Annotated in this window: 28 protein-coding genes; 20 read left to right on the forward strand and 8 right to left on the reverse strand. The window is 33.2% G+C overall.

Features of this window, described 5'->3' with window-relative positions:
- The first annotated feature begins 140 nt into the window (after positions 1-140).
- The 14 genes from HYN86_RS03345 (at position 141) to HYN86_RS03405 (ending at position 15,202) form a co-directional block, all read left to right on the forward strand.
- On the forward strand, positions 141-1,298 hold the full coding sequence (locus HYN86_RS03345) for a homogentisate 1,2-dioxygenase (protein ID WP_113676762.1): 1,158 nt from the start codon (positions 141-143) through the stop codon (positions 1,296-1,298).
- Between the two features lie 112 nt (positions 1,299-1,410).
- Positions 1,411-1,770 carry a four helix bundle protein gene (locus HYN86_RS03350; RefSeq protein ID WP_113676763.1) on the forward strand — a complete coding sequence of 120 codons (360 nt, stop codon included), beginning with the start codon at positions 1,411-1,413 and terminating at the stop codon, positions 1,768-1,770.
- Positions 1,771-1,855: 85 nt separating this feature from the next.
- Positions 1,856-3,016, forward strand: coding sequence for a 4-hydroxyphenylpyruvate dioxygenase (hppD, locus tag HYN86_RS03355; protein WP_113679838.1), 1,161 nt, complete (start codon positions 1,856-1,858; stop codon positions 3,014-3,016).
- Between the two features lie 298 nt (positions 3,017-3,314).
- Entirely contained in the window at positions 3,315-4,085 is a 771-nt protein-coding gene (locus tag HYN86_RS03360) for a DUF3108 domain-containing protein (RefSeq protein ID WP_113679839.1), read from the forward strand.
- Positions 4,085-5,026 (forward strand): tryptophan 2,3-dioxygenase family protein, encoded by a 942-nt coding sequence (locus HYN86_RS03365; RefSeq protein WP_113676764.1) that lies wholly within the window; start codon positions 4,085-4,087, stop codon positions 5,024-5,026. The genes HYN86_RS03360 and HYN86_RS03365 overlap by 1 nt, the downstream gene beginning before the upstream one ends.
- Positions 5,027-5,050: 24 nt before the next feature.
- Positions 5,051-6,271 (forward strand): M23 family metallopeptidase, encoded by a 1,221-nt coding sequence (locus HYN86_RS03370; protein WP_113676765.1) that lies wholly within the window; start codon positions 5,051-5,053, stop codon positions 6,269-6,271.
- A gap of 39 nt (positions 6,272-6,310) precedes the next feature.
- A complete protein-coding gene (locus tag HYN86_RS03375) occupies positions 6,311-6,982 on the forward strand; it encodes a hypothetical protein (protein WP_113676766.1) in 672 nt (223 codons plus the stop codon).
- Positions 6,983-7,008: 26 nt separating this feature from the next.
- Entirely contained in the window at positions 7,009-7,629 is a 621-nt protein-coding gene (locus HYN86_RS03380) for a hypothetical protein (protein ID WP_113676767.1), read from the forward strand.
- A 97-nt stretch (positions 7,630-7,726) separates the two neighbouring features.
- Positions 7,727-7,882, forward strand: a complete 156-nt coding sequence (locus HYN86_RS21045) for a hypothetical protein (protein ID WP_205334627.1) — start codon at positions 7,727-7,729, stop codon at positions 7,880-7,882.
- 3 nt (positions 7,883-7,885) lie between these two features.
- A complete protein-coding gene (locus tag HYN86_RS03385) occupies positions 7,886-8,422 on the forward strand; it encodes a GNAT family N-acetyltransferase (RefSeq protein WP_113676768.1) in 537 nt (178 codons plus the stop codon).
- A 423-nt stretch (positions 8,423-8,845) separates the two neighbouring features.
- Positions 8,846-10,489 (forward strand): glucose-6-phosphate isomerase, encoded by a 1,644-nt coding sequence (gene pgi / locus HYN86_RS03390; RefSeq protein WP_113676769.1) that lies wholly within the window; start codon positions 8,846-8,848, stop codon positions 10,487-10,489.
- Between the two features lie 320 nt (positions 10,490-10,809).
- Positions 10,810-14,091 carry a TonB-dependent receptor gene (locus HYN86_RS03395; RefSeq protein WP_113676770.1) on the forward strand — a complete coding sequence of 1,094 codons (3,282 nt, stop codon included), beginning with the start codon at positions 10,810-10,812 and terminating at the stop codon, positions 14,089-14,091.
- Positions 14,092-14,195: 104 nt separating this feature from the next.
- Positions 14,196-14,618 carry a hypothetical protein gene (locus HYN86_RS03400; protein ID WP_113676771.1) on the forward strand — a complete coding sequence of 141 codons (423 nt, stop codon included), beginning with the start codon at positions 14,196-14,198 and terminating at the stop codon, positions 14,616-14,618.
- 92 nt (positions 14,619-14,710) lie between these two features.
- Complete coding sequence (locus HYN86_RS03405; protein WP_113676772.1) at positions 14,711-15,202, forward strand: septal ring lytic transglycosylase RlpA family protein; 492 nt, start codon at positions 14,711-14,713, stop codon at positions 15,200-15,202.
- A gap of 28 nt (positions 15,203-15,230) precedes the next feature.
- On the opposite strand, the gene HYN86_RS03410 is transcribed toward HYN86_RS03405, so the two are convergent.
- Positions 15,231-15,689, reverse strand: coding sequence for a DinB family protein (locus HYN86_RS03410; RefSeq protein WP_113676773.1), 459 nt, complete (start codon positions 15,687-15,689; stop codon positions 15,231-15,233).
- A 79-nt stretch (positions 15,690-15,768) separates the two neighbouring features.
- Between HYN86_RS03410 and HYN86_RS03415 the strand changes: the two genes are divergently transcribed.
- From HYN86_RS03415 to nadD, 5 genes are all read left to right on the forward strand, one after another.
- Positions 15,769-16,116, forward strand: coding sequence for an arsenate reductase family protein (locus tag HYN86_RS03415; RefSeq protein WP_113676774.1), 348 nt, complete (start codon positions 15,769-15,771; stop codon positions 16,114-16,116).
- A 92-nt stretch (positions 16,117-16,208) separates the two neighbouring features.
- Positions 16,209-17,069 carry a YicC/YloC family endoribonuclease gene (locus HYN86_RS03420; RefSeq protein WP_113676775.1) on the forward strand — a complete coding sequence of 287 codons (861 nt, stop codon included), beginning with the start codon at positions 16,209-16,211 and terminating at the stop codon, positions 17,067-17,069.
- A gap of 217 nt (positions 17,070-17,286) precedes the next feature.
- Positions 17,287-17,859 carry a guanylate kinase gene (gene gmk / locus HYN86_RS03425; RefSeq protein WP_113676776.1) on the forward strand — a complete coding sequence of 191 codons (573 nt, stop codon included), beginning with the start codon at positions 17,287-17,289 and terminating at the stop codon, positions 17,857-17,859.
- A gap of 58 nt (positions 17,860-17,917) precedes the next feature.
- The gene (locus HYN86_RS03430; protein WP_113676777.1) at positions 17,918-18,283 is read left to right on the forward strand and encodes a four helix bundle protein; all 366 of its coding nucleotides are present in this window, start codon (positions 17,918-17,920) and stop codon (positions 18,281-18,283) included.
- Between the two features lie 32 nt (positions 18,284-18,315).
- Positions 18,316-18,897, forward strand: a complete 582-nt coding sequence (gene nadD, locus HYN86_RS03435; RefSeq protein ID WP_057115242.1) for a nicotinate (nicotinamide) nucleotide adenylyltransferase — start codon at positions 18,316-18,318, stop codon at positions 18,895-18,897.
- Between the two features lie 290 nt (positions 18,898-19,187).
- On the opposite strand, the gene HYN86_RS03440 is transcribed toward nadD, so the two are convergent.
- The 7 genes from HYN86_RS03440 to HYN86_RS03470 form a co-directional block, all read right to left on the reverse strand.
- The gene (locus HYN86_RS03440) at positions 19,188-20,657 is read right to left on the reverse strand and encodes a nicotinate phosphoribosyltransferase (RefSeq protein ID WP_113676778.1); all 1,470 of its coding nucleotides are present in this window, start codon (positions 20,655-20,657) and stop codon (positions 19,188-19,190) included.
- Between the two features lie 32 nt (positions 20,658-20,689).
- Positions 20,690-21,232: an RNA 2'-phosphotransferase gene (locus tag HYN86_RS03445; RefSeq protein ID WP_113676779.1), complete on the reverse strand. Its 543-nt coding sequence runs from the start codon at positions 21,230-21,232 to the stop codon at positions 20,690-20,692.
- 49 nt (positions 21,233-21,281) lie between these two features.
- Entirely contained in the window at positions 21,282-21,809 is a 528-nt protein-coding gene (locus HYN86_RS03450; RefSeq protein ID WP_113676780.1) for an NADAR family protein, read from the reverse strand.
- Positions 21,806-22,639, reverse strand: a complete 834-nt coding sequence (gene prs, locus HYN86_RS03455; protein WP_113676781.1) for a ribose-phosphate diphosphokinase — start codon at positions 22,637-22,639, stop codon at positions 21,806-21,808. The genes HYN86_RS03450 and prs overlap by 4 nt, the downstream gene beginning before the upstream one ends.
- Positions 22,640-22,714: 75 nt before the next feature.
- Positions 22,715-23,407, reverse strand: a complete 693-nt coding sequence (locus HYN86_RS03460; protein ID WP_113676782.1) for an NUDIX hydrolase — start codon at positions 23,405-23,407, stop codon at positions 22,715-22,717.
- A gap of 102 nt (positions 23,408-23,509) precedes the next feature.
- Positions 23,510-23,878: a PKD domain-containing protein gene (locus HYN86_RS03465; RefSeq protein ID WP_113676783.1), complete on the reverse strand. Its 369-nt coding sequence runs from the start codon at positions 23,876-23,878 to the stop codon at positions 23,510-23,512.
- A gap of 120 nt (positions 23,879-23,998) precedes the next feature.
- A complete protein-coding gene (locus HYN86_RS03470; protein WP_113676784.1) occupies positions 23,999-24,904 on the reverse strand; it encodes a LysR family transcriptional regulator in 906 nt (301 codons plus the stop codon).
- 85 nt (positions 24,905-24,989) lie between these two features.
- Between HYN86_RS03470 and HYN86_RS03475 the strand changes: the two genes are divergently transcribed.
- On the forward strand, positions 24,990-25,751 hold the full coding sequence (locus HYN86_RS03475; RefSeq protein ID WP_205334628.1) for a type 1 glutamine amidotransferase domain-containing protein: 762 nt from the start codon (positions 24,990-24,992) through the stop codon (positions 25,749-25,751).
- The last annotated feature ends 57 nt before the right edge of the window (positions 25,752-25,808 follow it).

Raw genomic sequence — 25,808 nt, forward strand, 5'->3', positions numbered from 1 at the left:
TCAATTCCTCATCAAGAGAAATCCTGAGTAAGCTATCGAATTGAGATAATTTAAATCATCAAAAAAGATGATTGGATTATCTGTTCACACAATTCAAATTTTCGAATTATCTAATTTACAAATTATCTAATTGAAAAGCCATGCCATTATATCACAAACTCGGAGACTTTCCGCAAAAGCGACACACCCAATTTGAAAAACCTAACGGAGGTTTTTACTACGAACAATTATTTGGAACCGAAGGTTTTCACGGACATTCTTCATTGTCATATCATGTTCACAGACCCACGCAGGTTAAAGAAATTTTAAACTCATATTCGGTTGAACCAAAAATTGCAATCGGAAAAAACATAAAATCATTATTATTCAAAGGCTTTGAATTAAAGCCAGAAAATGACTTTTTAGACAGCCGAAAAGCAATGTTAGTCAACAAAGACTGCATTATTGGTTTGGCTGCGCCGAAAGAATCGCTTCGAAATTATTTCTACAAAAATGCCGATGCCGATGAAATGCTTTTCGTTCATAAAGGAAAAGGAAAATTAAGAACCATGTTAGGAAACATTCCTTTTGAATATGGCGATTATTTGATAATTCCAAGAGGCATTATTTACCAAATAGAATTCGAAACCGAAGAAAACCGACTATTTTATGTAGAATCGTATTCTCCATTTTATACGCCAAAACGATATAAAAATCAATCGGGTCAGCATTTAGAACATTCTCCATTTTGTGAGCGTGATTTTATTCTGCCAAACGAATTGGAAACGCATGACGAAAAAGGTGATTTTTTAATTAAAATTAAAAAAGAAGGCATGATTCACGAAGTGATTTATGCAACACATCCTTTTGATGTTGTCGGTTGGGACGGATATAATTTCCCTTACGGATTCTCCATTCATAATTTCGAACCTATAACGGGGCGTGTTCACCAACCGCCGCCAGTACACCAGACTTTTGAAACGGCAGCTTTTGTCGTTTGTTCATTCTGCCCAAGACTTTACGATTATCATACGAAAGCAATTCCGGCGCCATACAATCACAGCAATATAGATTCAGACGAAGTACTATATTATGTAGATGGCGATTTTATGAGCCGTAATAATATTGAACAGGGTCATATCACTTTACATCCAAAAGGAATTCCGCACGGACCAGCTCCAGGCGCAATGGAACGCAGTATTGGTCATAAAGAAACTCAGGAATTAGCCGTTATGGTTGATACTTTCAGACCGCTAATGGTTACGGAAGAAGCAATGGGTCTTGATGATGGTCAATATTACAAATCCTGGTGTGAATAATTAGTCAATGTGCCAATTTGATAATTAGATAATATTTTAATTCGAAAATTAGACAATTAAAATTGTAATTTTAAACCTACAAAATAAATTATCTAATTATCAAATTAAACAAATGACTTTTAACGAAAAGTATAAAGACAATGCTCTTTTAATTAAAACATTCAATTTCGCATTAAACATAATTGATTATACAAACGAACTTCAAGAACAAAAGAAATTCGTAATTGCCAATCAACTATTAAAAAGTGGAACATCAATTGGAGCAAATTCTAAAGAATCACAGAACGCAGAAAGTAAAGCAGATTTTATTCATAAATTAAAAATTGCAATTAAGGAAGCAGACGAAACTGAATATTGGTTGTTTTTATGTGATGTACACAAAGAATATCCAAATTGCAAACATTTATTAAATGATCTTTCTGAAATTTTAAAAATTTTAAATAAAATAATATCAACATCTAAGAGGAATTAGAAAATTAGAAAATGTGTCAATTAGAAAATTGATCCAATTGAAGCATTTCAAAAATTATCTCATTTTCTCATTATCAAATTATCTAATTATGAAACAAGTTAAATCAGTAGAATACGGATTAGAAAAAATCTTTGAAGGAGCACAAGATTTCCTTCCATTATTAGGAACAGATTATGTAGAATTTTATGTGGGGAATGCAAAACAATCTGCACATTATTATAAAACAGCTTTCGGATATCAGTCATTGGCTTACGCGGGATTAGAAACTGGAGTAAAAGACAAAGCTTCTTATGTTTTGAAGCAGGATAAAATCAGAATTGTTTTGACAACGCCTTTAACAGCAGATTCTCCAATAAACGAACATTTAAAAAAGCATGGCGATGGTGTAAAAGTTGCCGCACTTTGGGTTGAAGATGCTACAAAATCTTACGAAGAAACTATGAAACGTGGTGCGCGTTCTTTTATGGAACCCACTGTTGAAGAAGATGAATTTGGACAAGTTATCCGCTCTGGAATTTATACGTATGGGGAAACAGTTCATATTTTCGTAGAAAGAAAAAACTATAATGGTGTTTTCCTTCCAGGTTATAAAGAATGGAAATCAGATTACAATCCAAAACCAACGGGCTTAAAATACATTGACCACATGGTTGGAAATGTCGGCTGGAACGAAATGAACACTTGGGTAAAATTCTACGAAGATGTAATGGGTTTCGTGAATTTCCTATCTTTTGATGACAAGCAAATTACCACAGAATATTCTGCTTTGATGAGTAAAGTAATGTCTAACGGAAACGGAAGAATTAAATTCCCAATTAACGAACCTGCAGAAGGAAAGAAAAAATCGCAAATTGAAGAATATTTGGATTTCTACGGCGGTCCTGGAATTCAGCACATCGCAATTGCTACCGATGATATTATTAAAACAGTATCTCAACTTCGAGCTCGCGGTGTTGAATTTTTATCGGCTCCTCCGCATACCTATTATCAGGCAATTCCTGAAAGATTAGGTGTTCATATGGACATGATGAAAGAGGATATTAATGAAATAGAAAAACTAGCCATCATGGTAGATGCTGATGAAGATGGTTATTTATTACAGATTTTTACGAAGCCAGTTCAAGACAGACCGACACTTTTCTTCGAAATTATTCAAAGAATGGGTGCAAAAGGGTTTGGTGCAGGTAACTTTAAAGCCCTTTTTGAGTCAATTGAAAGAGAGCAAGAATTGAGAGGAACACTATAAAACGTTAATTTTCATATACAAAACAGCACAATTCTCTAAAAAACGATGCTTTTTTTGCAAATGTTATGTTAAACTTGACTTTGGCTATTTGTTTTTTGAACTTTCTATCTATCTTTGCACTCGCAAATCAGGAAGGGGTGGTTTCCTTCCGAATTGATATAAATTTCATAATTTATAGTTTTTTGGTTAGTTAATAGCATAAAAACTCAGTCATCTTTGACTGAGTTTTTTTGTTTTGGTACATTTGGAATAGAATTTGCATTTATTTATCTTTATAATGAAATGTAAAAATTGTACTATGAAAAAATTCATCCTCATCATATTAGCACTAACAACACTGGCGTTCGACACTCAAAAAGTGGACGCTTTCGATACTGGCGAATATTTTAAATTTAGAATTCATTACGGAATTGTCAATGCCGGCTACGCAACTCTCGAAGTTAAAGATGCCACCGTAAATAATAAAAAGGTATACCATTCTATTGGAAAAGGTTACACAACTGGTATGTCAAAATTTTTCTTCAAAGTTGAAGATTTATATGAAAGCTATTTTGATAAAGAAACAGGAAAACCTTATCGTTATGTTAGAAAAATTGACGAAGGCGGTTATACCAAAAATCAGGAAGGTTTTTTCAATCAAAATGAGAACAGAGTTCTAGTAAAAGACTATAAGCGAAAATCAGAAAAAACGATTATTGTTACTGAAAATGTGCAAGATATTGTTTCGGCATTTTATTATTTGAGAAACCATCCAAATATTGACAAATTGAAATCTGGTGACGCGATTTCAATTGATATGTTTTTTGACGAAGAAATCACAAAATTTAAGTTAAAATATATAGGTCGTCAGGATATTACAACTAAATTTGGGACGGTTTCTACAATGGTATTTAAACCTTCTGTACAAACAGGAAGAGTATTTAAAGAAAAGGAAAGTCTAACTCTCTGGATAACAGACGATGTAAACAAAGTTCCCATTCGAATAAAAGCAGATTTGGCGGTAGGATCTCTTAAAGCTGATCTCGATGAATATAAAGGATTACAAAGTCCACTTAAAGCAAAAAAATAATGAACCCTACAGATAATTCTGAAGCAATCTTAAAAGAAATTGACCTTAAATTTCAAGCCATAAATCAAAAAACTGATGTTCAATTAGAAGGATTGCTTTGGGCTAAACCAATTACTTACTGGGATTACATTCAAACCGATGCTTTGTTGAATTTACAAATACAACGCACCACTCTTCCTGACGAAATGGTTTTTATTATGTACCATCAGGTAAATGAATTAATCTTTAAAATGATTTTGTGGGAAATTGATCAAATTGCCGAAAAAGAAAATATTCAGGTTGATTTTTTCAGCGAAAGATTATCAAGAATTACAAGATATTTTGACATGCTTACCAACTCTTTCAGTATTATGGAAAACGGCATGGAAGTAGATCAATACATGAAATTTAGAAATACGCTTACTCCTGCAAGTGGTTTTCAGAGCGCGCAATATAGAATGATCGAATTTGCTTCTACAGATGTAATCAATTTAACAGACCGCAGATACAAAGAAAACTTCGACGAAAACACAGATTTAGAAACCAGTTTTGAACATTTATATTGGCAGGCTGCAGGCAAAGATTATCATACCGGCGCAAAATCTTATTTACTTCAAGAATTCGAAAACAAATATAAAGATCAGTTTTTGAGACAAATGTCTACTTTTAAGACCAAAAATATCTGGCAGAAATTCACACAATTACCAGCCGAAGACCAGCAGAATGAAGAATTAATTCAAGCAATGCGCCATTACGACAAAACGGTAAATATTACTTGGGTCATGCAGCACCTTAATACTGCAAGAAAATATATACTAGAAAGTGGAAAAGGTAACGGCGAAGCAACTGGCGGAAGCGACTGGCAAAAATATATGCATCCAAAATACCAAAGACGCATCTTTTTTCCTAAATTGTGGACCGAAGAAGAATTGTCGAATTGGGGAAATGAAACCGCAGAATAATTTCACCACAAAAAAACAAAAAGTTTGAAAAAAGCAGTCGTAATTTTAATTGTCTTGTTTTCTATTTTCTCTTGTAAAAAATCCGAAGAAAAAGTGGAAATCAAAATTACTAAACCAACAACCAAAAAAATAGAATTCGGTTTTAATTACGCAGATTTCAATATTGTAAATGACACAATTTCAAAAGGAGATTCTTTTGGCTCAATACTTCAAAGTCAAAATATTGGGGACAAAAAAGTACATGATATTGTTGAGCAGGTAAAAGATTCTTTCAATGTTAGAAGTATTCGTTATGGCAAACCTTTTACTTTGCTTCGCGCCAAAAACAAAACCAACAATCTGGAAGTTTTTATTTATCAGCCCGATGCTTTAAGTTATTATGTAATTGATTTGAGGGATAGCATTGCCAAAGCTTATAAAAAAATAAAACCTGTTACTTTAAAAAGAAAGATAATTGGCGGTGTTTTAAAAAGCTCATTGTCTGAAACTTTAGGAAACGAAAGTGTAGAAACGGCATTGGCGAGCAGAATCACAAAAGTATTTTCTTGGTCTATTGACTTCTTTAAGCTTAAAAAAGGAGATCGCTATGGACTAATTTTCACAGAACGCTTTATCAACGGAAAAACTTACGACGGCGTTGAAGAGCTGGAAGCTGCCTTTTTTGAATATAAAGGTAAAATCGTTTATGCATTTCCATTTGAAAGAGATACGACTTCTGGAAAAGTAGAATATTATGATGATGAAGGAAAAACGCTTAAAAACTTCTTCTTAAAAACTCCAATTAAATTCAGCCGAATCACCTCTAGGTTTACGATGAATAGATTCCATCCAGTGCAGCACACGTGGAAAGCACACAAAGGAACTGATTATGCTGCTCCAACTGGAACACCAATTTCAACAACCGCATCTGGAGTTGTAGAAACTACTGGATATACTGCAGGTAACGGAAACTTTGTAAAAGTAAAACACAACGGAACCTACTCTACCCAATACTTACACATGTCCAAAATCTTGGTTCGCCGCGGGCAGCGCGTAACACAAGGACAGACAATTGGTTTGGTCGGCAGTACAGGTTTAGCTTCTGGACCTCACGTTTGTTACCGTTTCTGGAAAAATGGAGTTCAAGTAGACGCACTTCGATTGAATCTTCCAACTGGAGAATCTTTGACTGGAAATGACAAAACTCGCTTCTTCAAACAAATTGAACCTTTGAAAAGAGAATTGGATAGTATTGGGAATTTGTAAGATTAAATTTCTATTTTAGCAAAAAATCCTAATATCTATATGATCGAAAATTTTATTGCTTTCCGAAGTTTCCCGACCTTAATTCAAGCGAAGGAGCTAGAAACATTATTAGGCGAAAATAATGTAAAAACCATTTTGGCGGACAATCTTCCTCCTATTGACATTACGTTTTCAGGAAATACTTTGCAAAATCAATACGAAGTAAAAATCGATGCATCCGATTTTAAAAAAGCGGAAGCAATTCTAGAAAAAGAAACTGAAAATCTTCTTGACAGTATTGATCCAGATTATTATCTATTCAGTTTCACCAATGAAGAGTTATATGAAATCCTTTTAAATTCTGATGAATGGAATGTTTTCGATTACAAACTGGCTCAAAAACTTTTAACAGAACGAGGTAAAACTATAGATGCTGATATACTGGCATCTTTGAAAAAAGAGCGCTTAAAAATTTTAGCAAAACCAGAAGAAAATCAAAAACCTTGGATTATTGCTGGATATATCTTTTCGCTTTTGGGCGGCGGAATTGGAATTGTAATTGGATATTCTTTATGGAAATCAAAGAAAACACTTCCAAACGGAGAAAGAGTTTATTCTTATTCTACTGAAGACAGAAAAAATGGAAAAAGAATATTTTTTATCAGCATTATTGTTTTTCCTTTATCATTTATTTTTAGTTTTTTTTCTAATACTAGAGCGCTAAGTTTTTAATTTTCAATTCAAAAATAGAAAAACAGATGAAAAATTCGCGTCTTAAAACCATATATCATGAAACTTTTTCTGGATTAAAATTATTTTACAGAGACACTACTCTTTCAGAAGATTTAATTTCAAAATATAAAATTGGTCAAATCATTCAAGAAAAAGGTTTTACCGATATGAGTTCTATTGGCGGCGGTCTTTCTGGAAATTTGAGATATTTAATTGCAAGCTCTCACCCCAAAGATTTATCAAAATTCAATCCTGATTCTGCAAAAGTTGGTCATTTTCTTTTAGATTCAATTGCTTATTTTAAAATATTGGATATTCAGAAAATTGAAGGCAAAACACAAATTTTCCTTTTAAACATTCCAGATAATTCGATTTCACTTTTTAAAAATTCCTCTTCAAATCTGGAAGAAGAAATTATAGAAAAGGCAAGAAAAAAATTTATTGACAAAAGAAATATTGCTTTAATTCCAGAATTACAAACCGAGAATTGGAAAGAAAGAACTAAATCTCCACTCGGGATGAGCGACATCGGCGAATTATTTTTTGATGATTCTAAAATTAAAACAGAATCTCCCAAAAGAATTGATGTTGATATTACGAAGAAAGTCATAGAAATCAATAAAAAGTCTTGGTGGAAGTTTTGGTAAAGAAAATTTCATCTTTTTATAAAAAAGTTAAAATTTGAAATTAAGTCAAAAAACGCTTATATTTGTAGCATAATTATTACTTTATTAAAATCTAAAAATGGCAACAACAATTAAAATTACTCCAGTAGTAAAAGGTAAGGAATCTGAAAGATTCAATGCTGCCATTTCCACAAGTAAAACAAATAAGATTTCTGAAGAAAAAAAAGCTAGAATATTTTCTTTAGTAAGCAAAGTAATGTCGAAAAAGGCATAATGAATGGATTTATCTGATTTTGTTTTTTCATCTCTAAATAATGATGACGTTTTAGAAAATTTTGATTGTGAAGACGACGAAATAAATGAATTTTTACTTGACGATTCTAAAAATTTTCAAAACGAAAAAATCACAAATACTTACTTATTTAAGCAAAACAATATTATTGCAGCTTTCTTCTCTATTTCAAATGATTGTTTAAATGATCTAGGTTACGAAAATTCTATTTGGAATAAACTTCATCGAAAAATAAAATTTCCAAACGAAAAAAGAATTCGACAATATCCTGCTGTGAAAATTGCAAGATTAGGAATTGATAAAAATTATAAAGGCAAAGGATTATCTCACCAGCTTCTTGATTTTATAAAAGGATGGACATTTATTGAACACAAACCCGCATGTCGATTACTTATACTAGATGCGTACAACAAACCTGTACAACTTTCTACTTATCAAAAAAATGATTTTATCTTTTTATTAGATTCAGATAAAGAAGAAAAACATAGATTTATGTATTTTGATTTAATGAGGCTGGAATAAAATCCCTAATTCACTCTAATGATCAATTTCAAAAATAGCAAAAAAATATGATCTTATTATCTTGTGGACCAATACTACAACCTCTAATTGGCATGCTCTGCTCAGGAGTAATTTGCATTATTCTATTTTTCTATTCAATAAAAAGAGTAAAACAGATCGATTTCTATCAGGAAATATATTCAGAATCTTCACCTCTTAGTAAATTTGGCTATATCGTTGCTTTTCTAATTGCTACCTTATGTTTATTATACATAATATTTATAATTCTAGCGCTTTTTATTGCTGGTATCGTTTTTAGTTTCATAAAATAGAATTCATAAAACGTTTTCGTAACTAATTGTTATATAATCTCGAACCTTTATTCTTTTAAAAGTTATTTCAGTATTTTTGTGTTTCATAGAACAAACTCAATTATAGATAAAAATGGCTTTAAACACAACAAACCCAACTGGGACTGAAGCGTGGAAAAATCTGCAAAACCACTATAACGCAATTCACGAAACCACCATACAAGAATTGTTTCAACAAGATAGTGCCCGCGTTGAAAAATTCAATTTACAATGGAATGACTTTTTAGTAGATTATTCTAAAAACAATATCAGTCAGGAAACTATTTCGCTTTTATTAGAATTGGCAAATTCAATTGAATTGAAAAAAGCAATTGCTGATTATTTTGGAGGCGAATTAATTAATAAAACAGAAAATCGTGCAGTTCTTCATACAGCTTTACGTGCTCCAGAATCGGCAGTAATTAAAGTTGACGGAGAAAATGTAATTCCAGAAGTTTACGAAGTAAAAAATAAAATCAAAAACTTTACAGAAGAAGTAATTTCTGGACAAAGAAAAGGTTACACAGGAAAAGCTTTTACTGATGTTGTTAATATTGGAATCGGTGGTTCTGACCTTGGTCCAGTTATGGCGGTTGAAGCTTTACAGTTTTACAAAAATCATTTGAATCTTCATTTTGTTTCAAATGTAGACGGTGATCATGTTAATGAAGTCATCAAAAAATTAAATCCTGAAACTACTTTATTTGTTATTGTTTCTAAAACTTTTACAACTCAAGAAACACTTTCAAATTCAGAAACTATTAAAGAATGGTTTTTGAAATCGGCTACGCAGGAAGATATCGCCAAACACTTTGCAGCGGTTTCTACTAATATTCAAAAAGTAACAGAATTCGGAATTAATCCAGATAATGTTTTCCCAATGTGGGATTGGGTTGGAGGAAGATTTTCTCTTTGGAGCGCGGTTGGTTTAAGCATTGCTTTGGCAATTGGTTTTGAAAATTATAACCAATTACTGGTTGGAGCAAATGAAATGGACGAGCATTTCAAATCGGCAGAATTTGACGAAAATATTCCAGTAATTTTAGCTCTATTAAGCGTTTGGTACAATAATTTTTATGGTGCAGAAAGCGAAGCTTTGATTCCGTACACGCAATATTTATCAAAATTAGCTCCTTATTTGCAGCAAGCAACTATGGAAAGTAATGGTAAAAGTGTTGGCCGCGACGGAAAACCAGTTAATTACCAAACGGGAACAATTATTTGGGGAGAACCTGGAACAAATTCGCAGCATGCTTTCTTCCAATTAATCCATCAAGGAACAAAAAGAATTCCAACTGATTTTATCGGATTCGTAAAACCGCTTTACGGTAACGAATATCACCATGATAAATTAATGTCAAATTTCTTTGCTCAAACAGAGGCATTAATGAATGGAAAAACAGAAGCACAAGTTCAGGCAGAATTTGACAAACAAGAACTTTCTGCAGAAAAAGCTTCTTACTTGCTGCCATTTAAAGTTTTCACTGGAAACAAACCGACTAATACAATTTTAATCCAGAAACTTACACCAAAAAGTTTAGGATCTTTGATTGCTTTATACGAGCATAAAATTTTTACTCAAGGAATTATTTGGAACATTTTCAGCTTCGATCAATGGGGTGTAGAATTAGGAAAGCAATTGGCAAATTCTATCTTAGATGAAATAAATTCTAAGACTGTTAAAAGTCATGACAGCTCAACATCATTTTTGTTAAATCACTTTTTGAAAAGCAAATAATATATTGATTTAAAAATATCCTTAACAAATTGAAACGCCTTAATTTAATCAAGATTAAGGCGTTTTTTCGATGTAAAAAACCGACAAAAAGTGTAAAAAACAGGTCTATTTGCACGTTTCCACTTACAACGCAGTCGAAATAATTACATTTTTAACAAAAAACGCTTGTATAAATTTAATAAAACAAAGTTTTTTTTAGCGAAAAAAGAAAAATTCATTTTAATACGCAGCACAAAATACAAAACTTGTTTTTCTTAACATTTCGATAACACTATCTGAGTTATTTGTTATAATTTTGCCAAAAACAAATAACAAAACAGATGAAAAAATTGTCAAAGTTTCTCTTACTGCTTTTAGCGTTTATTTATGCAGGAGATATTTATGCGCAAGGTAATACAACTTCTTCTATCAATGGGGTTGTTAATGATTCGCAAAACAAGTCCCTTCCAGGAGCAACGATTCTTGCAGTTCATGAGGCTTCAGGTAGCCGTTACTCAACTACAACGGATTTTGATGGTCACTTTAGAATCTCTAACATGCGTGTTGGTGGTCCTTACAAAATTGAAGTGACTTTCATTGGTTTCACAACCTACACAGAGTCAGGAGTTTATTTACAACTTGGTGATTCTAAAAATTTAAAAGTAATCTTAAAAGACGAAACAAACCAACTTAGCGAAGTTGTAGTTGTTGGTAAAAAAGACCCAACTTTTAACTCAAAAAAGACTGGAGCTCAAACAATTATCGATCACGACAAGATCAACGAATTACCATCTTTATCTAGAAATATTGCCGATTTCGCAAGACTTACACCACAAGCACAATTACGTGGAGATGATGTAATTTCAATCGGTGGACAAAATAACAGATTTAACGCAATTTACATTGACGGTGCTGTAAACAATGACGTTTTCGGATTAGCTGCAAACGGTACAAACGGTGGACAAACAGGAGTTTCTCCAATTTCATTAGATGCAATTGAGCAATTCCAAGTGAGTGTTTCTCCTTACGATGTTAAATTATCAGGATTCGCTGGAGGAGCAATTAGTGCTATTACACGTTCTGGAACAAATAACTTTGATGGTTCTGCTTATTTCTTATACAGAGATCAATCTTTAGCTGGAAAAACGCCGCAAAGATCAAGCAGCACTGCTGAAAGAAAAAAATTAGCTGACTTTACAGCTCAAACTTACGGTGTAAGAGCTGGAGGAGCAATTATTAAAGATAAATTATTCTACTTCATCAATTACGAAAGACAAGACAACCAAACACCAGCTCCTTTTGATATCAACAATTATACTGGTAACATTGGTGTAAACGGTACGACTCCTTATAGCGGTGCTCTTGCTCAAGAAAGAATTGATGCATTGACTAACTACTTAGGAACTGCTTACGGATATAACCCAGGTGGTTACAGCAACAACACTCAAACTTTAGTTTCTGATAAATTAATTGCTAAAGTTGACTGGAACCTTAACGACAATCACAAAATCTCTGTTAAGAACAGTTATGTTAAAGCTACAAACTTTTCACCATACCGTTCTACTGCAACATCATTAAACTTTACAAATGGTGCGCAAGAATTTACATCTACAACAAACTCTTCTTCTCTTGAGTGGAATGCAAGAATTAGCAACAAATTCTCAAACAACTTAGTAGTTGGTTACACTTCAGTAAATGACGACAGAGATCCTTCAGGAAATCCTTTCCCAACTGTAGAGATTAGAGATGGTTCTGGAAATATTTACTTTGGAGCTGAGACAAACTCAACTGCAAACTTATTAAACCAAAGAATCCTTACTGTTACAGATAACTTCGAGATTAACACTGGAAGACACAATATCCTTATTGGTACTCACAATGAATTTTCTTACGCTAAAAACGTATTTATTTCAAGAAACTTTGGTTACTACCAATTTAACAGCTTAAATGATTTCATGAACAACGCTAAACCAATCAGATTCCGTTTAGGATACTCATTGTTTGGTGGTTCAGGAGATGACTCTCAAGGAGCTGCAGAATTTAACATGAACCAATATGGTTTATATGTTCAAGATAACATTAGAGTTACTGACAACTTTAGAGTATCTTTAGGTGTACGTGCTGACATGCCAGTTTGGGAAGACGGTAACGTAAACACAGATTTCAACACTAGAACTGTAGGTTTATTAGAAGCTGCAGGAAAAGATTTAAAAGGAGCAAGAGTTGGACAAGCTATTGAAAATACAGTGCACTTCTCTCCAAGAGTTGGATTTAACTATGACGTAAACGGAGACAAAGAAACTCAAGTACGTGGTGGTGTTGGTGTATTTACATCAAGAGTACCATTAGTATGGCCAGGTGGAGCTTACAACAACAACGGTATTTCTCAAAATGCTATTGACATTAGAACTACTGCTGCTGCTCCATTCTTCAACCCAAATACTTCTGTAGACAGCCAGCTTTACAACAATGGTGTGCCTTTAGGTCCACTTCCAGGAAGCGGACAAGCAGGTGGTAACATCGATTTATTTGCAAAAGATTTCAAATTACCACAAGTTTTAAAAGCGAGTCTTGCTTTTGACCGTAAACTTCCAGGTGGATTAGTATTAACTGCAGAAGCTATCTACAATGATAACTTAAATGCAATTCAATATCAAAACTTAAACGTTGCAGGTCCACAAACATACACTACAGGTGCTGATGTTAGACCAAGATACAATGGTGTACTTGTAGACAGCAAATACCAAGGTATTTACTTAGCTTCTAACAAAAAAGCTGGTAGCGCTTGGAATACAAATTTAACTTTGACTAAATACTTCCAATCAGATTTTATTGATGCAAACATTTCTGCAACTTACTCTTATGGAGAATCTAATGTTTGGATGGATGCTACAAGTTCTCAAAACAGTTCACAATGGCAATACATGGAAACTGTTAACGGTTCAAATGTTATCCCTGGTGTAACTAGATCAGATTTTGAGCAAGGTTCAAGAGTTATGGCTAACTCTTCTATCAAATTCAAATGGAACAATTACATGAAAACTACTGTAGGTTTATACTACGAAGGTGCTCAAGGAACTCCATTTAGCTATGTATACAATGACAATGGTAGAATCTTAGGTGATACTTTCCAAAACTCAGCTTTAGTATATGTTCCAGCTAACAGAAGCGAAATTAACTTAGTTACAGTTACAGGAAATGCTTTAACTCCAGATCAACAATGGGAAGCACTTAACAGCTTCATCTCAGGTAATAAATACTTAGAGAGCAGAAGAGGTAAATATACTGAGCGTAACGGTGATCGTTTAGCTTGGAGCCACGTAATTGACTTAAAATTAGCTCAAGAGTTTAAAATCAATGTGAATAACAAAAGCCATAAATTAGAATTTACAGCTGACGTTTTCAACTTCACAAACATGTTAAACAAAAACTGGGGAAGAAGATTCTTTGCTACAAATGATCAAGCATTAATGCTTCAACAAGTTGGTTTCTTAGCAGACGGAACTACTCCAACATTCAACTTTAATCCAAATGTTGCAAACAGCATCAACCAAATTGATGATGTAGGTTTACAATCAGCAAGATGGCAGATGCAAGTTGGAGCTAGATACTCTTTCAACTAATAAAGAACCATCCTAAATAATTAAAACGGCATAGACTTTTAAGTTTAATGCCGTTTTTTTTTAGTCATTTTTGTTATATTTGTTTTTAAACAAAAACATCATTTATGAATAATTTTATAAAAGAATTACACTCTGGCTGGGCTTACTTAGCATTGCTTCTTTTACTTGTTGCAGTTGTTAACGCAATCATCGGAGTAAAATCAAAAAAAGATTTTACAGCTAAAGATCGTAAAATCGCTTTATTTGCTTTAATTGGAACTCATACTCAATTATTGATTGGTTTAATACTATATTTTGTTTCTCCCCTTGGAAAAGCAGCTTTTGGCCAAATGTCAAATGCAGAATTAAGATTAACATCATTGGAGCACCCTCTAATTAATATTATTGCTATCATCTTGATTACTATTGGATGGTCTAAACATAAAAAATTAATCAACAGCGAAGCTAAATTTAAAACCTTTGCTATATTTTACGGATTAGGATTATTACTAATTTTAAGTAGAATTCCATGGAATCTTTGGTTCTAAAAAATACCAATTAAAAAGCCCTTCATCAGGGCTTTTTTTATCTCGGCATATTATTTGTACAAACTCCCCCCAAGTCTGAAAAAAAATAACCCATGAGAAATAAAAAACACATTTTATTCGCCACAATCGCTTTGACTATAATTAGCAGCTTTACTTATATTATAAGCCAAACCAAACCTACAACAGAACCCAAAATTATTCAAGATACCGTAAAAAATGCAAGACCAAACATTATTGCACTACCCGTAGATTCGGTATTTACAGACAAAGGTTTAAAACTTAGACCATACAAAAAAAACGCCCACGCATCCTACTACGCTGATCGTTTTAATGGAAAAAGAACTGCTAATGGAAGCCGATTTAACAATAATCAATACACTGCAGCCCACAAAAAACTTCCTTTTGGAACGAGAGTCAAAGTGACTAACGAAGCAAATGGAAAATTTGTAATCGTAAAAATTACAGACCGCGGTCCTTTTGTAAAAACCCGCGAAATAGATTTGTCAAAAAGAGCTTTTATGGACATAACAAAACAGAAAGGCGCAGGCGCAATGAAAGTTACCATTGAAACTATAGTAGAATAAAAAAATCCCGCTTTGAAGCGGGATTTTTTTATTCTACCAATTTTCGAATACTCATTATAATTCCAGTGTGAATGCCTTCGTGATAATTATTGAAATCCAGGGCATCTTGAACATTTCTAAGAGTAAAACCCATGCTGGTTGTATATTCGTTATAATCGACAAAAAGTCCGCTTTCAAAATCATTTTTTGTTTTTTCAAATGTGCTCAAAAGAAATGATTTAATTTCATCAACTTCTTCCTGAGAAACATCTCCTTCAGGCTTGGTTCCTTTTCGATACTTCAAAATAAAATCTTCCGAAACCATCGCTGGAAGTCCTGACAATTTATAAACTAATGTCTGCTGTGCCGCTAAGCAATGCGCTGCATTCCAGATAATATTATTACTAAAACCCTGCGGAATTGTGTTTAATTGCTCTAAAGAATGGCTTTCCACTATCTTCAAGAGAATTTCTCTTATAGTTTTCTGTGTTTCAAAAACGGAACTCATATTATTATTTTTTTTCTAAAATTAGACAATTTTAAGTTTCAAATGAATTTTCTTTGTACTCTAATAAAATTCAAAGATCATGAACAAAATATACTATTTAGCTTCTTGCGACACGTGCCGAAAAATCATCAAAAGTTTACCCGAAAACAATTTGGTTTTTCAAGATATCAGACAAAATCCTATCACTGAAGCTGAACTTGAAGAAATGTATAAGCTTTCTGGAAGTTATGAGGCTTTATTCAGCAAAAAAGCACAATTGTATAAATCGATGGATTTAAAAAACAAATCTTTGACTGAAGCCGATTTTAAAAAATACATTTTAGAACATTATACTTTCTTAAGCCGTCCGGTTTTTATAATTAACGGCAAAATTTACATTGGCAACAGCCAAAAAAATATTGCAGAGGTTATAAAAGCATTGTCGTAAGAATCTTAAAAGTTTGATGTACGAAACTGATTAACAATTACAACACAAACCAGCAAACTTTTATTTATCTTTGCGCCTTTATACTCAATTATATGATACAATCTATGACAGGGTTTGGCAAAGCTTCTTTGCAATTGCCTACAAAAAAAATTACCGTTGAAGTAAAATCCTTAAATAGCAAAGGTTTAGATTTAAATGTAAGAATGCCATCGCTTTACCGCGAAATGGAATTAGGCTTGCGAACTCAAATCTCAACAAAATTGGAAAGAGGAAAAATTGATTTTGCGATTTACATTGAAAGTACTGCAGAACAAACTTCGACTAAAGTAAATGTTCCTGTTGTAAAAAATTATATTGCTCAACTAAGAGAAGTTTATCCTGCTGCAGATGAAACTGAATTAATGAAAATGGCTGTTCGTATGCCGGATACATTAAAAACAGAACGTGAAGAAATCGATGAAAACGACTGGGAACAAATTCAGGTAATTATTGATGAAGCGCTTCAAAACATTCTAAATTTCCGTAAAGACGAAGGAGAATCTCTTGAAAAAGAATTCAATTTACGAATTGCAAATATTCGTCAATACATGAATGATGCTTTGGCATTAGATCCAGAACGTGTGCAAGCCATTAAAGATCGTTTACAAACTGCAATTTCTGAATTACAAGTTAATGTTGATGAAAACCGTTTTGAGCAGGAATTAATCTATTATCTGGAGAAATTAGATATTACAGAAGAAAAGGTCCGCCTAACGAATCATCTAGATTATTTTTTAGAAACTATTAAAGGCACTGAAGCTAACGGCCGTAAACTTGGTTTTATTACTCAAGAAATGGGACGCGAGATCAATACAATGGGTTCTAAATCAAATCATGCTCAAATGCAGAAATTGGTTGTGATGATGAAAGATGAGCTGGAAAAAATTAAAGAACAGGTTTTAAACGTGTTGTAATGGCAATAAGCTTTAAGCTATAGGCTATAAGCAAAATAAATACGTCAAATAAAGCTTAAAGCGTAATGCCTAAAGCTTAAAGCATAGGTAATAAGCAGATAAATACGTCAAATAAAGCTTAAAGCGTAGTGCCTAAAGCTTAAAGCATAAAATAATAAAAGCTTAAAGCGTAATGCCTAAAGCTTAGAGCATAAATAAAAGCCTAAAGCATACCATAATGAACAAAGGAAAATTAATTGTTTTTTCAGCACCGTCTGGATCAGGAAAAACAACTATAGTAAAACATTTACTAGGGAAAGAAGATTTAAACTTAGAATTTTCGATCTCAGCGGCTTCACGCGATCCACGCGGAGAAGAGGAACACGGAAAAGATTATTATTTTATTTCGTTAGAACAATTCAAAAAACACATTAAAGCCGAAGAATTCCTAGAATGGGAAGAAGTATACCGCGATAATTTCTACGGAACTTTAAAAGCCGAAATCGAAAGAATCTGGGCGATGGGAAAAAATGTAATTTTTGATATTGATGTTGCCGGCGGTCTTCGAATCAAACATAAATTTCCAGAACAGACTTTAGCCGTTTTTGTAAAACCTCCAAGTGTTGATGAACTCAAACGCCGATTGAAACAACGTTCGACAGAGAGCGAAGATAAAATCAATATGAGAATTGCAAAAGCTTCTGTTGAATTGGCTACAGCTCCTCAGTTTGATACTATTATCAAAAACTATGATTTAGATACAGCAAAAGAAGAGGCGTATCAATTGGTAAAGGATTTTGTCTCTAAATAGTTATTTAGTCTTTAGCTGTTAGTCCTTAGTCTGAGAAGAAATTAAATTAAACATTTACATGAGCGGCATTAAGTCCTATAAAGAATTATACATTTGGCAAAAAGGAATAAAAATAGTTCTTCTAGTATATAAAATCACAAAGAGCTTTCCTAAAGAAGAAATATACGCTTTAGCAAATCAATTAAAAAGGGCCAGCGTATCTATTCCTTCAAATATTGCGGAAGGTTTTGCGCGTCAAACCGACAAGTCATTTAACCATTTTTTGAATATTTCAAGAGGTTCTCTAAATGAGATAGAAACACAATTAATTATTGCAAAAGAATTAGAATTTATTTCTGATGACAATCTATTTAATGAGATTATGTCTTTAATTGAAGAAGAAAGTAAAATGATAAGTGCTTTTTGTAAAAATCTCAAAGACTAAAAAACTAAGGACTAAGAACTAAGTACTATAAAATGAAGATAGGCCTTTATTTCGGAACATATAACCCCATTCATGTTGGTCATTTGATCATTGCCAATCACATGGCTGAGTTTGCAGATTTGGATCAGATTTGGATGGTCGTTACACCTCATAATCCGTTAAAAAAGAAAGCTACTCTGCTGGATGATCATCATCGTTTGCAAATGGTTTATCTGGCGACGGAAGATTATCCAAAAATTAAACCATCGGATATTGAGTTTAAGTTACCTCAGCCGAATTATACGGTCATTACTTTAGCTCACTTGCAAGAGAAATATCCCAATCATGAATTCTCTTTGATAATGGGAGAAGATAATTTGAAAACGCTTCATAAGTGGAAAAATTACGAAGTGATTCTCGAAAACCATGACATTTATGTTTATCCGCGTATTTCTGATGAACCTGAGAATACGGAATTAAAATCTCATCCAAAAATTCATGTAATCGATGCGCCAATTGTAGAAATTTCTTCGACTTTTATTCGAAACAGCATAAAGGAAGGAAAAAATATTCAGCCTTTATTGCCTCCAAAAGTTTGGGAATATATCGATCATAATAATTTTTATAAAAAATAAACAACTTGAATTGCCTTCAGTTTTAACTGGAGGTTTTTTATTTTAAAAAATCATTCCGTAGAATGTATCGTCGGTAGAATTAAATTTGAATTATGATGATGCGTTCCTTAGGAACGTTTGATTAATGAGGTTTGCCATTTCCACAAAACAAGTGTCCCTACAGGACACAACGCAAAAACGATACTATTTTTTTCTACCGATGAGATATTCCTACGGAATATAAAATATTGTTTTTGATAAAATTAATTACATAAAAAAACCTGAACTTACGTTCAGGCTTTTGCTTATTATTATGCTTCAACATTAACTTCACTTTTAACTCGGCTTCTAATCTCGCTTAGCGATTGATCTACTAAAAGTTTTCCATCTCTGAAAACCTCCTTCAATTCGCCTTGTTTTTCTTCTTCCCAAGAAACATTATCTGTTAAATGATACTTGCCGTCGATTAAATCAATTTTCATTAATCCTTTGGCAGATTTTTTAGTTCCGTCATCAGTAATAGGATCTTTGAAGATGGCTCTTCCCTGTCCGTTTACCTCTCCGTAAGTTGCTTTCATGGCAAAACCAAAAGTATCTCTAGTATTATATTGGTAAGTAAAAGATCCAATTCCTAGAACTACATTGGTAGAAGCAAAACCTTTTGCTTTCAATCTTTCGCAGATCTGAGTTGCTCTCGCCACCGTAATACTGTCGCCGTAAATTGCTCCGATTTGTGGAACTAATTCCTTAAAGCCTTTGTCATTCAACGTTCCGCCAAAAACATCCCAAATTAGCTCTATTACGCCTTTCTTTTCTTGTTCTGTTTTACCATTCGGATTGCCGCAGATAATATCAACTGGATCACCGCTGTCAGGACGAATTACGACTTTACCTTCTCTTGAAACAATTTCTTCTTTTAATCTCGGAAGATAGTCGGTTAAAACTTTCCATAAATCCCAAGTATCAGAAACGATAGAAACAATTCCTTTTGGATAGACTTCTGTGATTAATCTTTTAAATGTTTCATACTCGCCTTCTGTAGTTCCCATGCACATTACAGAATGTTCTGTCGCTGCCACTGAACCTGCAACAAGTTCTAAATCTGAATTGGCATTATAATATTCTTCAAGAAAATCGATTACGGGAATGGTATCAGATCCTGTAAAATTCAATAAATGTCCAGCTGCTGATGTTATTGATGCTTCTATTCCGCCCATTCCTCTCATTGAAAAATCGTGTGCCTGCCAATCTACAAATTCTGGTACCGAAGAAGTTTCCGTCGCATATTTGTCTAAAACTTTTCTGTATTCTTTTGCAATTGTCGCTGAATTACAAGGAAGCCAAACTACTGCTGAAAGTAATGTTTCGAAATAATTGGTCAGCCAGAAAAACTCCGGAATTGTATTGTACATCGTAAACATTGGAACTCGCAACGGAACGCTCGTTCCTTCTGGCAAAGCTTTAAACACCATCGGAATATATCCTAGATCGTGTAAATCTTCAATATGTTTAGTTCCAACTTGGTTTTCGCCCAAATAATTATTGATTCTTCGAGCATATTTTGCAACCACTTCTTCTTTTGATTTTTTAAAGAAATACTCTTCAAAGTCATGAATAATATATTTTTTGATGAAATACTGCAATCCGAAAAATACAACTTCATCAACTTCTTCTAATCTTGATTTTCTAGGTGTCCAGTTAGAATATACTAATGTTGTTCCGTCTGGGTATTGTCTTCTATGGTCAACTTTATAACCGTCTGTTAATAATAGTGGGTTCATATTTTTAGTTAATTTAATTAATTATTATTACATTAAAAATCGATATACTTTGCTGGAACTTCATCTGTAAGCCAGACATTGTTATCAGACAAATAAAACTTAAATCCGTCTCTGTGCATAGCACCACTTCTAACGGTTAAAATCTGAGGAGTTCCTCGTCTGCTTCCTACTTTAATAGCGGTTTCTTTGTCTTTTGAAAGGTGTACGTGCTGACGGCTCATTTTCTGCAAACCTTCTTTTTTAATGTTCTCCAGAAATTTTCCAACCGTTCCGTGATACAAATATTCCAAGGGTTCTGTTTCTGCTAAATTCAATTCAACTGAAATAGAATGTCCCTGACTTGCACGGATTTTTGTTTTGTTTTCATTAAATGCGAAACGTTTTTTATCGTTGCTTTCTACAACATAATCTAAAAGTTCAAAATCCAATTTATTGCCTTTTTGAGAACATTTAGAAATTAATTCCTCTACATCTGCCCAGCCGTTTTCATCTAATTTTAAATTTATAGTTTCTGGCGAATGTCTAAGCACCAGACTTAAAAATTTGCTGACACTTTTTGCTATTTTTTCATTCATTACCTACGAAATGTTCCTATGGAACATCTTCAATTTTTATAATTTCTAATTATTTTAAATCGTCCCTAACCTCCATCAAAGCAAATCCTAAAAGATTTAAACCTTTCCATTTCGCCGGATTTAAAACATCTTTGTCATCACCTGCCATACCAATTCCCCAAATTGCGTCGACCGGACTGGCCTCAACGATCACTCTGTTTTTTGTGTTTAGTAAAAATGTTTTCAAATCAGGATTTTGGCTAAACTTATGGTAATTTCCTTCTTTTACAATTTCGTATCTGGCCGCCAACCAAAGAGTTTCATTATAATTCTTTACTTCTCTTCCAAGCTTTTTGGCTTCAGCAGGAGATTTGGCCATAAGGATTTTCATCAAAACCTTATCATCATTAAATAATTCTGCTTTCTTTGCCATCATCCAATGTTCGGCAGTTTTGTAGGTTACTTTTTCAACTTCAAAAGAACTTAACCACCACTGACTGAAGCAGGTTTTAGTAATCGTCCCATCTTTACTCGGCTGATGTCCCCAGAAAAACAAAAACTTACTTTCTTGGGCTATATTATCTATATTGTATTTCATATTAATTGATCTAACTTAATTTGAGTAACTCGTTCGTTATCAAAATCTTTGAAAGAATTTGTGGTAAAGATTTTGTCAAAACAATCTAAAACTTCAAATCCTTTATTAAAAATGCCGTGGCTTACTGCTAAATATAATTTGCCGGCATTTTTGTTTTTTAATTCTTCGGCCAAACCGACAAAAGTTCCGCCTCCGTCGCAAATATCATCGACAATTAAACAGTCCATTCCGTTTAAATCATCTTCGTAAACTTTAAAACCAGACAATTTTCCAGTTTTCACATCTCGGCTTTTACTGCATTCTACAACTTCAACTCCGCCTAAAAATTCAGAAACTTTGTAGATTTTCTTTAAAGCACCGCCATCTGGAGAAATCAATTTTACATTTTCACCAATTATCTTTAAAATTTCCTGGATAAAAGTATGATTTGGGATTACAGTGCAATTGTTAACCAACGCTGGTGTAACTTCAGAATGTGCATCAAAAACAAAAACTTTATTTAATTGCAAGCCGTTAATAATATCAGCGTAGACTTTTACAGATAACGGTTCGCCCGGAATCATGACACGGTCTTGTCTTGCCGCTGGAAAATACGGAATAAAGAGATCAATTATTTTGACATCCATTCTACGTAACGCATCAACTGTAATGCATAATAATCCTAAATCATTGAATGAATTTAATCGGTGTGTAATTGTTATTTTTTGAGTTGTATCGAAATCTGGATTGATTTTAATGTGTGGTTCTCCGCCAGAAAATGTGAAACTTTGAAATTTGATTTCTTCCTGATTTTGAAAAGGAGAAAATTTTGGGTCAAGATTTAGTATCATAATAGTATTATTTTGCGTTAATTATACGCAAATGTAGAATTAAATTTTAAATAAACAATTTATTTTGTGTAAAAATTACGCAAACTTTATTTCGAAGTGAAACCCTTCCTTGATTAACTCATTGTATTTTAATTTGTTAAACCTAAAAAGTTTGGCGGGACGACCTGTTTTTATTGGTGAAAAATTTTCTGTTTGTTCTAAAATACCGTAACTCAATATTTTTTTTCTAAAATTTCGTCGGTCAATTTCTTTTTCTAAAATGGTACAATACAAATTTTCAAGATCAGAAAACAGGAATTCCTCCGGAAGTAAATCGAAACCAATTGGCTCGTAAGTCAGTTTACCTTTTAGTCTCTGAATCCCTTTTTCCAAAATTAAATTATGATCGAATGCTAAAGGTGGAATTTCATCTATTTTAAACCATTGCACTTTTTCGGCATCCGTATTAGCTTTAATTTCTAGGTTCGAAGCGTCAACCAATGCATAATAAGCCACCGAAATAACTCGATTTCTGGAATCTCTATAAATATCATCTCCAAAAGTGTACAATTGCTCCATAAAAGTCAGCTGTACATTGGTTTCTTCATGCAATTCACGAATAACCGCATCGCTCAAAGATTCGTTATCTTGAACCAAACCGCCTGGCAAAGCCCAATATTTTTCTGAAGAACCAAATTGCTGCTCAATCAACAACACATACAAATCACTGTTTTTGTATCCAAAAACAATCGCGTCGACAGCAATTCTAATATTCTGTAATTTTTCCATAATCAAAATTCATATCAAACAAATATAACGAATGAGAGCCAATTTCATAATTTAATGCAAAAGCATATTACAAAATTGGCTCTCGATATTTTTCTTATTGTTCTACTCCACTACTACGTTTTTAACTAACGTCATCGTGCAGCTGGTTCCGTACCTCGAAAGGGTTACTTCGGCCTTTACTTCAAAAGTTCCAGCATTAGTGTATGTATGCGATACAGATCCAGGGGTCATTATATTCCTAATAGGAGTTCCATCGCCAAAAGTCCATTTCACATAAGTTACCTTATTGGTTCCATTATATTGTACGGAATAATTGATAGTTTTCGAATTGGCGGGGTCTGGCGAATGTTTTAATTCCGTCAAAAGGGACTCTCCCAGACAATCTATTATATGTTCATCATCATGTTTACTGCAAGAATTAATCGCAAGAAAAACCAGCGTGAACATGAAAATCGCTGCTATCTTTTTCATTATTTTAAAATTTTAATGGTTCTTTATTAAAATTATTCTTTTAAAAAATAATTTCAAAGAAAAAACCAAGAATTTTCATACCCAATTTCAAAAAATTTTAATCGTGTTGAAGCAGTAAAACTATAATCTATTACCAAAAAATAACTTTAATTCTTTTGAAATAATATCAAAAAATGAATTCAAATTATTGTTCTTTGGAGCCAGTAAATAGACAAATTCTTCAGGAACATGAAAACTATTCCACACTAATTGGAGTTTGTTTTCTTTTATAAAATTTCTAGCATTGCAGTTCCAAGTTGCAGCAACTCCTTCATTTTTGGACAAAAGCCTTAACATCTCAGTTTCTGAGGGAATAATATAATTTGGAACCATTGACGGTCTCTTTTTATTAAAGGCATGCAGCCAAAACAACTTTATATGCGGAATGCGCGCATCATGACTGTACCATTTTTGTGCATTCAGCCAATGTTCTATTTCGGTAAAATTATCCGCTTTTAACTTCTGTCTGAATTCTGTAATATCTAAAGTCGTTGGTGCAACAAGTATCAACTTAATTTTCCCAACAATCTCGTAAGTGGTGTCAAAAGTATCGAACCTTTTCGTTGTAATCGCGAAATCCAATTTCTTTGAATCGACCAATTCAAAAAGCTCATCATTTTCTGCGAAAGTAAAATCAATCAAATCAAATTTTGAAATAAGAAGATTTCCGACACAATCAAAAAGATGTTTAGAAATTCCGACTGAAATTAATCTGTTCGCATCTTCAGCTTTTGCTCTAAAACCAGCTTCAACACTTTCCAGCCTGTCAAGAGCATCTATAATCAAATTATTCAGTAACTTAGCGTATTCGGTTGGTTCAACGCCTTTAGATTTCCGATTAAACAATTTATTACCTACATGCGCTTCGAGCATAGAAATTTGCTGACTAACGGCAGGCTGGCTCATAAATAACTCTTTTGCCGCTACCGAAAAATTACCGTTTTTATAAACTGCTTTAAATGTTCTGTACCATTCTAGATTTACCATGACATAAATTTATTTATAACAAACATAGTTTATTTTATTTTTACTGATATCACATAAGCTGTAAATTTGTTAAAAATTTAATCTAATGAAGAAAATAGCATTACTCGCAATAATTGCATTTACAGCGACAAGCATATCTGCTGTAGCTCAAAAATCAAATAAAAAAAGTATGAAAAAAGTATTATTTGTTGTAACCAGTAATGATAAACTGGGCAATACAGGAGAAAAAACAGGATTTTGGTCAGAAGAATTTGCAGCACCATATTATGAATTAGTAGATCAAGGAGTTGAAATTACAATTGCATCTCCTCTTGGAGGACAGCCGCCAATTGATCCTAAAAGTGCAGATCCTGCATCAGCAACTGAAGACACTAAACGTTTTGACGCTGATAAAGCTTTACAGGAAAAATTAAAAAACACGCTGCAACTATGGACTGTTAACCAAAAAGATTACGATGCTGTCTTTTATCCAGGAGGTCACGGTCCACTTTGGGATTTGGTGGAAGATAAAAATTCTATCGCTTTAATCGAAGCTTTTTACACGAATAATAAACCAGTAGCTTTTGTTTGTCACGCTCCTGCAGTTTTGAAAAATGTAAAAGTAAAAGGCGAATTTTTAGTAAAAGGTAAAAAAGTAACTGGATTTACAAATTCTGAAGAAGAAGGTGTAGGCTTGACAAAAGTTGTTCCGTTTTTATTAGAAGATGCACTAACTCAAAATGGCGCAAAATTTTCTAAAGGTGCAGACTGGCAGCCTTATGCTGTAGAAGACGGACTTTTAATCACAGGTCAAAATCCTGCATCGTCTAAACTGGTAGCTGGAAAATTGCTTAAAAAATTGAAATAAAGGTTCTGAGGTTCTGAGATGCTAAGGTGCTAAGGTTTTACAAACTTTGTGGCTTAG

Origin of the sequence: Flavobacterium fluviale, assembly GCF_003312915.1 — a bacterium.
In the GTDB taxonomy this organism is placed as follows: Bacteria; Bacteroidota; Bacteroidia; order Flavobacteriales; family Flavobacteriaceae; genus Flavobacterium; species Flavobacterium fluviale.

Excerpts from the sequence above, each read along its gene's own strand:
- HYN86_RS03470 (WP_113676784.1), bottom strand. The coding sequence starts at position 24,904 with ATGGTAAATCTAGAATGGTACAGAACATTTAAAGCAGTTTATAAAAAC.
- HYN86_RS03450 (WP_113676780.1), bottom strand. The coding sequence starts at position 21,809 with ATGAAATACAATATAGATAATATAGCCCAAGAAAGTAAGTTTTTGTTT.
- HYN86_RS03420 (WP_113676775.1), top strand. The coding sequence starts at position 16,209 with ATGATACAATCTATGACAGGGTTTGGCAAAGCTTCTTTGCAATTGCCT.
- HYN86_RS03400 (WP_113676771.1), top strand. The coding sequence starts at position 14,196 with ATGAATAATTTTATAAAAGAATTACACTCTGGCTGGGCTTACTTAGCA.
- nadD (WP_057115242.1), top strand. The coding sequence starts at position 18,316 with ATGAAGATAGGCCTTTATTTCGGAACATATAACCCCATTCATGTTGGT.
- HYN86_RS03415 (WP_113676774.1), top strand. The coding sequence starts at position 15,769 with ATGAACAAAATATACTATTTAGCTTCTTGCGACACGTGCCGAAAAATC.
- HYN86_RS03465 (WP_113676783.1), bottom strand. The coding sequence starts at position 23,878 with ATGAAAAAGATAGCAGCGATTTTCATGTTCACGCTGGTTTTTCTTGCG.
- HYN86_RS03445 (WP_113676779.1), bottom strand. The coding sequence starts at position 21,232 with ATGAATGAAAAAATAGCAAAAAGTGTCAGCAAATTTTTAAGTCTGGTG.
- HYN86_RS21045 (WP_205334627.1), top strand. The coding sequence starts at position 7,727 with ATGGCAACAACAATTAAAATTACTCCAGTAGTAAAAGGTAAGGAATCT.
- HYN86_RS03360 (WP_113679839.1), top strand. The coding sequence starts at position 3,315 with ATGAAAAAATTCATCCTCATCATATTAGCACTAACAACACTGGCGTTC.
- prs (WP_113676781.1), bottom strand. The coding sequence starts at position 22,639 with ATGATACTAAATCTTGACCCAAAATTTTCTCCTTTTCAAAATCAGGAA.
- HYN86_RS03430 (WP_113676777.1), top strand. The coding sequence starts at position 17,918 with ATGAGCGGCATTAAGTCCTATAAAGAATTATACATTTGGCAAAAAGGA.
- HYN86_RS03345 (WP_113676762.1), top strand. The coding sequence starts at position 141 with ATGCCATTATATCACAAACTCGGAGACTTTCCGCAAAAGCGACACACC.
- gmk (WP_113676776.1), top strand. The coding sequence starts at position 17,287 with ATGAACAAAGGAAAATTAATTGTTTTTTCAGCACCGTCTGGATCAGGA.
- HYN86_RS03365 (WP_113676764.1), top strand. The coding sequence starts at position 4,085 with ATGAACCCTACAGATAATTCTGAAGCAATCTTAAAAGAAATTGACCTT.
- HYN86_RS03385 (WP_113676768.1), top strand. The coding sequence starts at position 7,886 with ATGGATTTATCTGATTTTGTTTTTTCATCTCTAAATAATGATGACGTT.
- HYN86_RS03405 (WP_113676772.1), top strand. The coding sequence starts at position 14,711 with ATGAGAAATAAAAAACACATTTTATTCGCCACAATCGCTTTGACTATA.
- HYN86_RS03475 (WP_205334628.1), top strand. The coding sequence starts at position 24,990 with ATGAAGAAAATAGCATTACTCGCAATAATTGCATTTACAGCGACAAGC.
- HYN86_RS03440 (WP_113676778.1), bottom strand. The coding sequence starts at position 20,657 with ATGAACCCACTATTATTAACAGACGGTTATAAAGTTGACCATAGAAGA.
- HYN86_RS03375 (WP_113676766.1), top strand. The coding sequence starts at position 6,311 with ATGATCGAAAATTTTATTGCTTTCCGAAGTTTCCCGACCTTAATTCAA.
- HYN86_RS03395 (WP_113676770.1), top strand. The coding sequence starts at position 10,810 with ATGAAAAAATTGTCAAAGTTTCTCTTACTGCTTTTAGCGTTTATTTAT.
- HYN86_RS03410 (WP_113676773.1), bottom strand. The coding sequence starts at position 15,689 with ATGAGTTCCGTTTTTGAAACACAGAAAACTATAAGAGAAATTCTCTTG.
- HYN86_RS03460 (WP_113676782.1), bottom strand. The coding sequence starts at position 23,407 with ATGGAAAAATTACAGAATATTAGAATTGCTGTCGACGCGATTGTTTTT.
- HYN86_RS03350 (WP_113676763.1), top strand. The coding sequence starts at position 1,411 with ATGACTTTTAACGAAAAGTATAAAGACAATGCTCTTTTAATTAAAACA.
- HYN86_RS03380 (WP_113676767.1), top strand. The coding sequence starts at position 7,009 with ATGAAAAATTCGCGTCTTAAAACCATATATCATGAAACTTTTTCTGGA.
- pgi (WP_113676769.1), top strand. The coding sequence starts at position 8,846 with ATGGCTTTAAACACAACAAACCCAACTGGGACTGAAGCGTGGAAAAAT.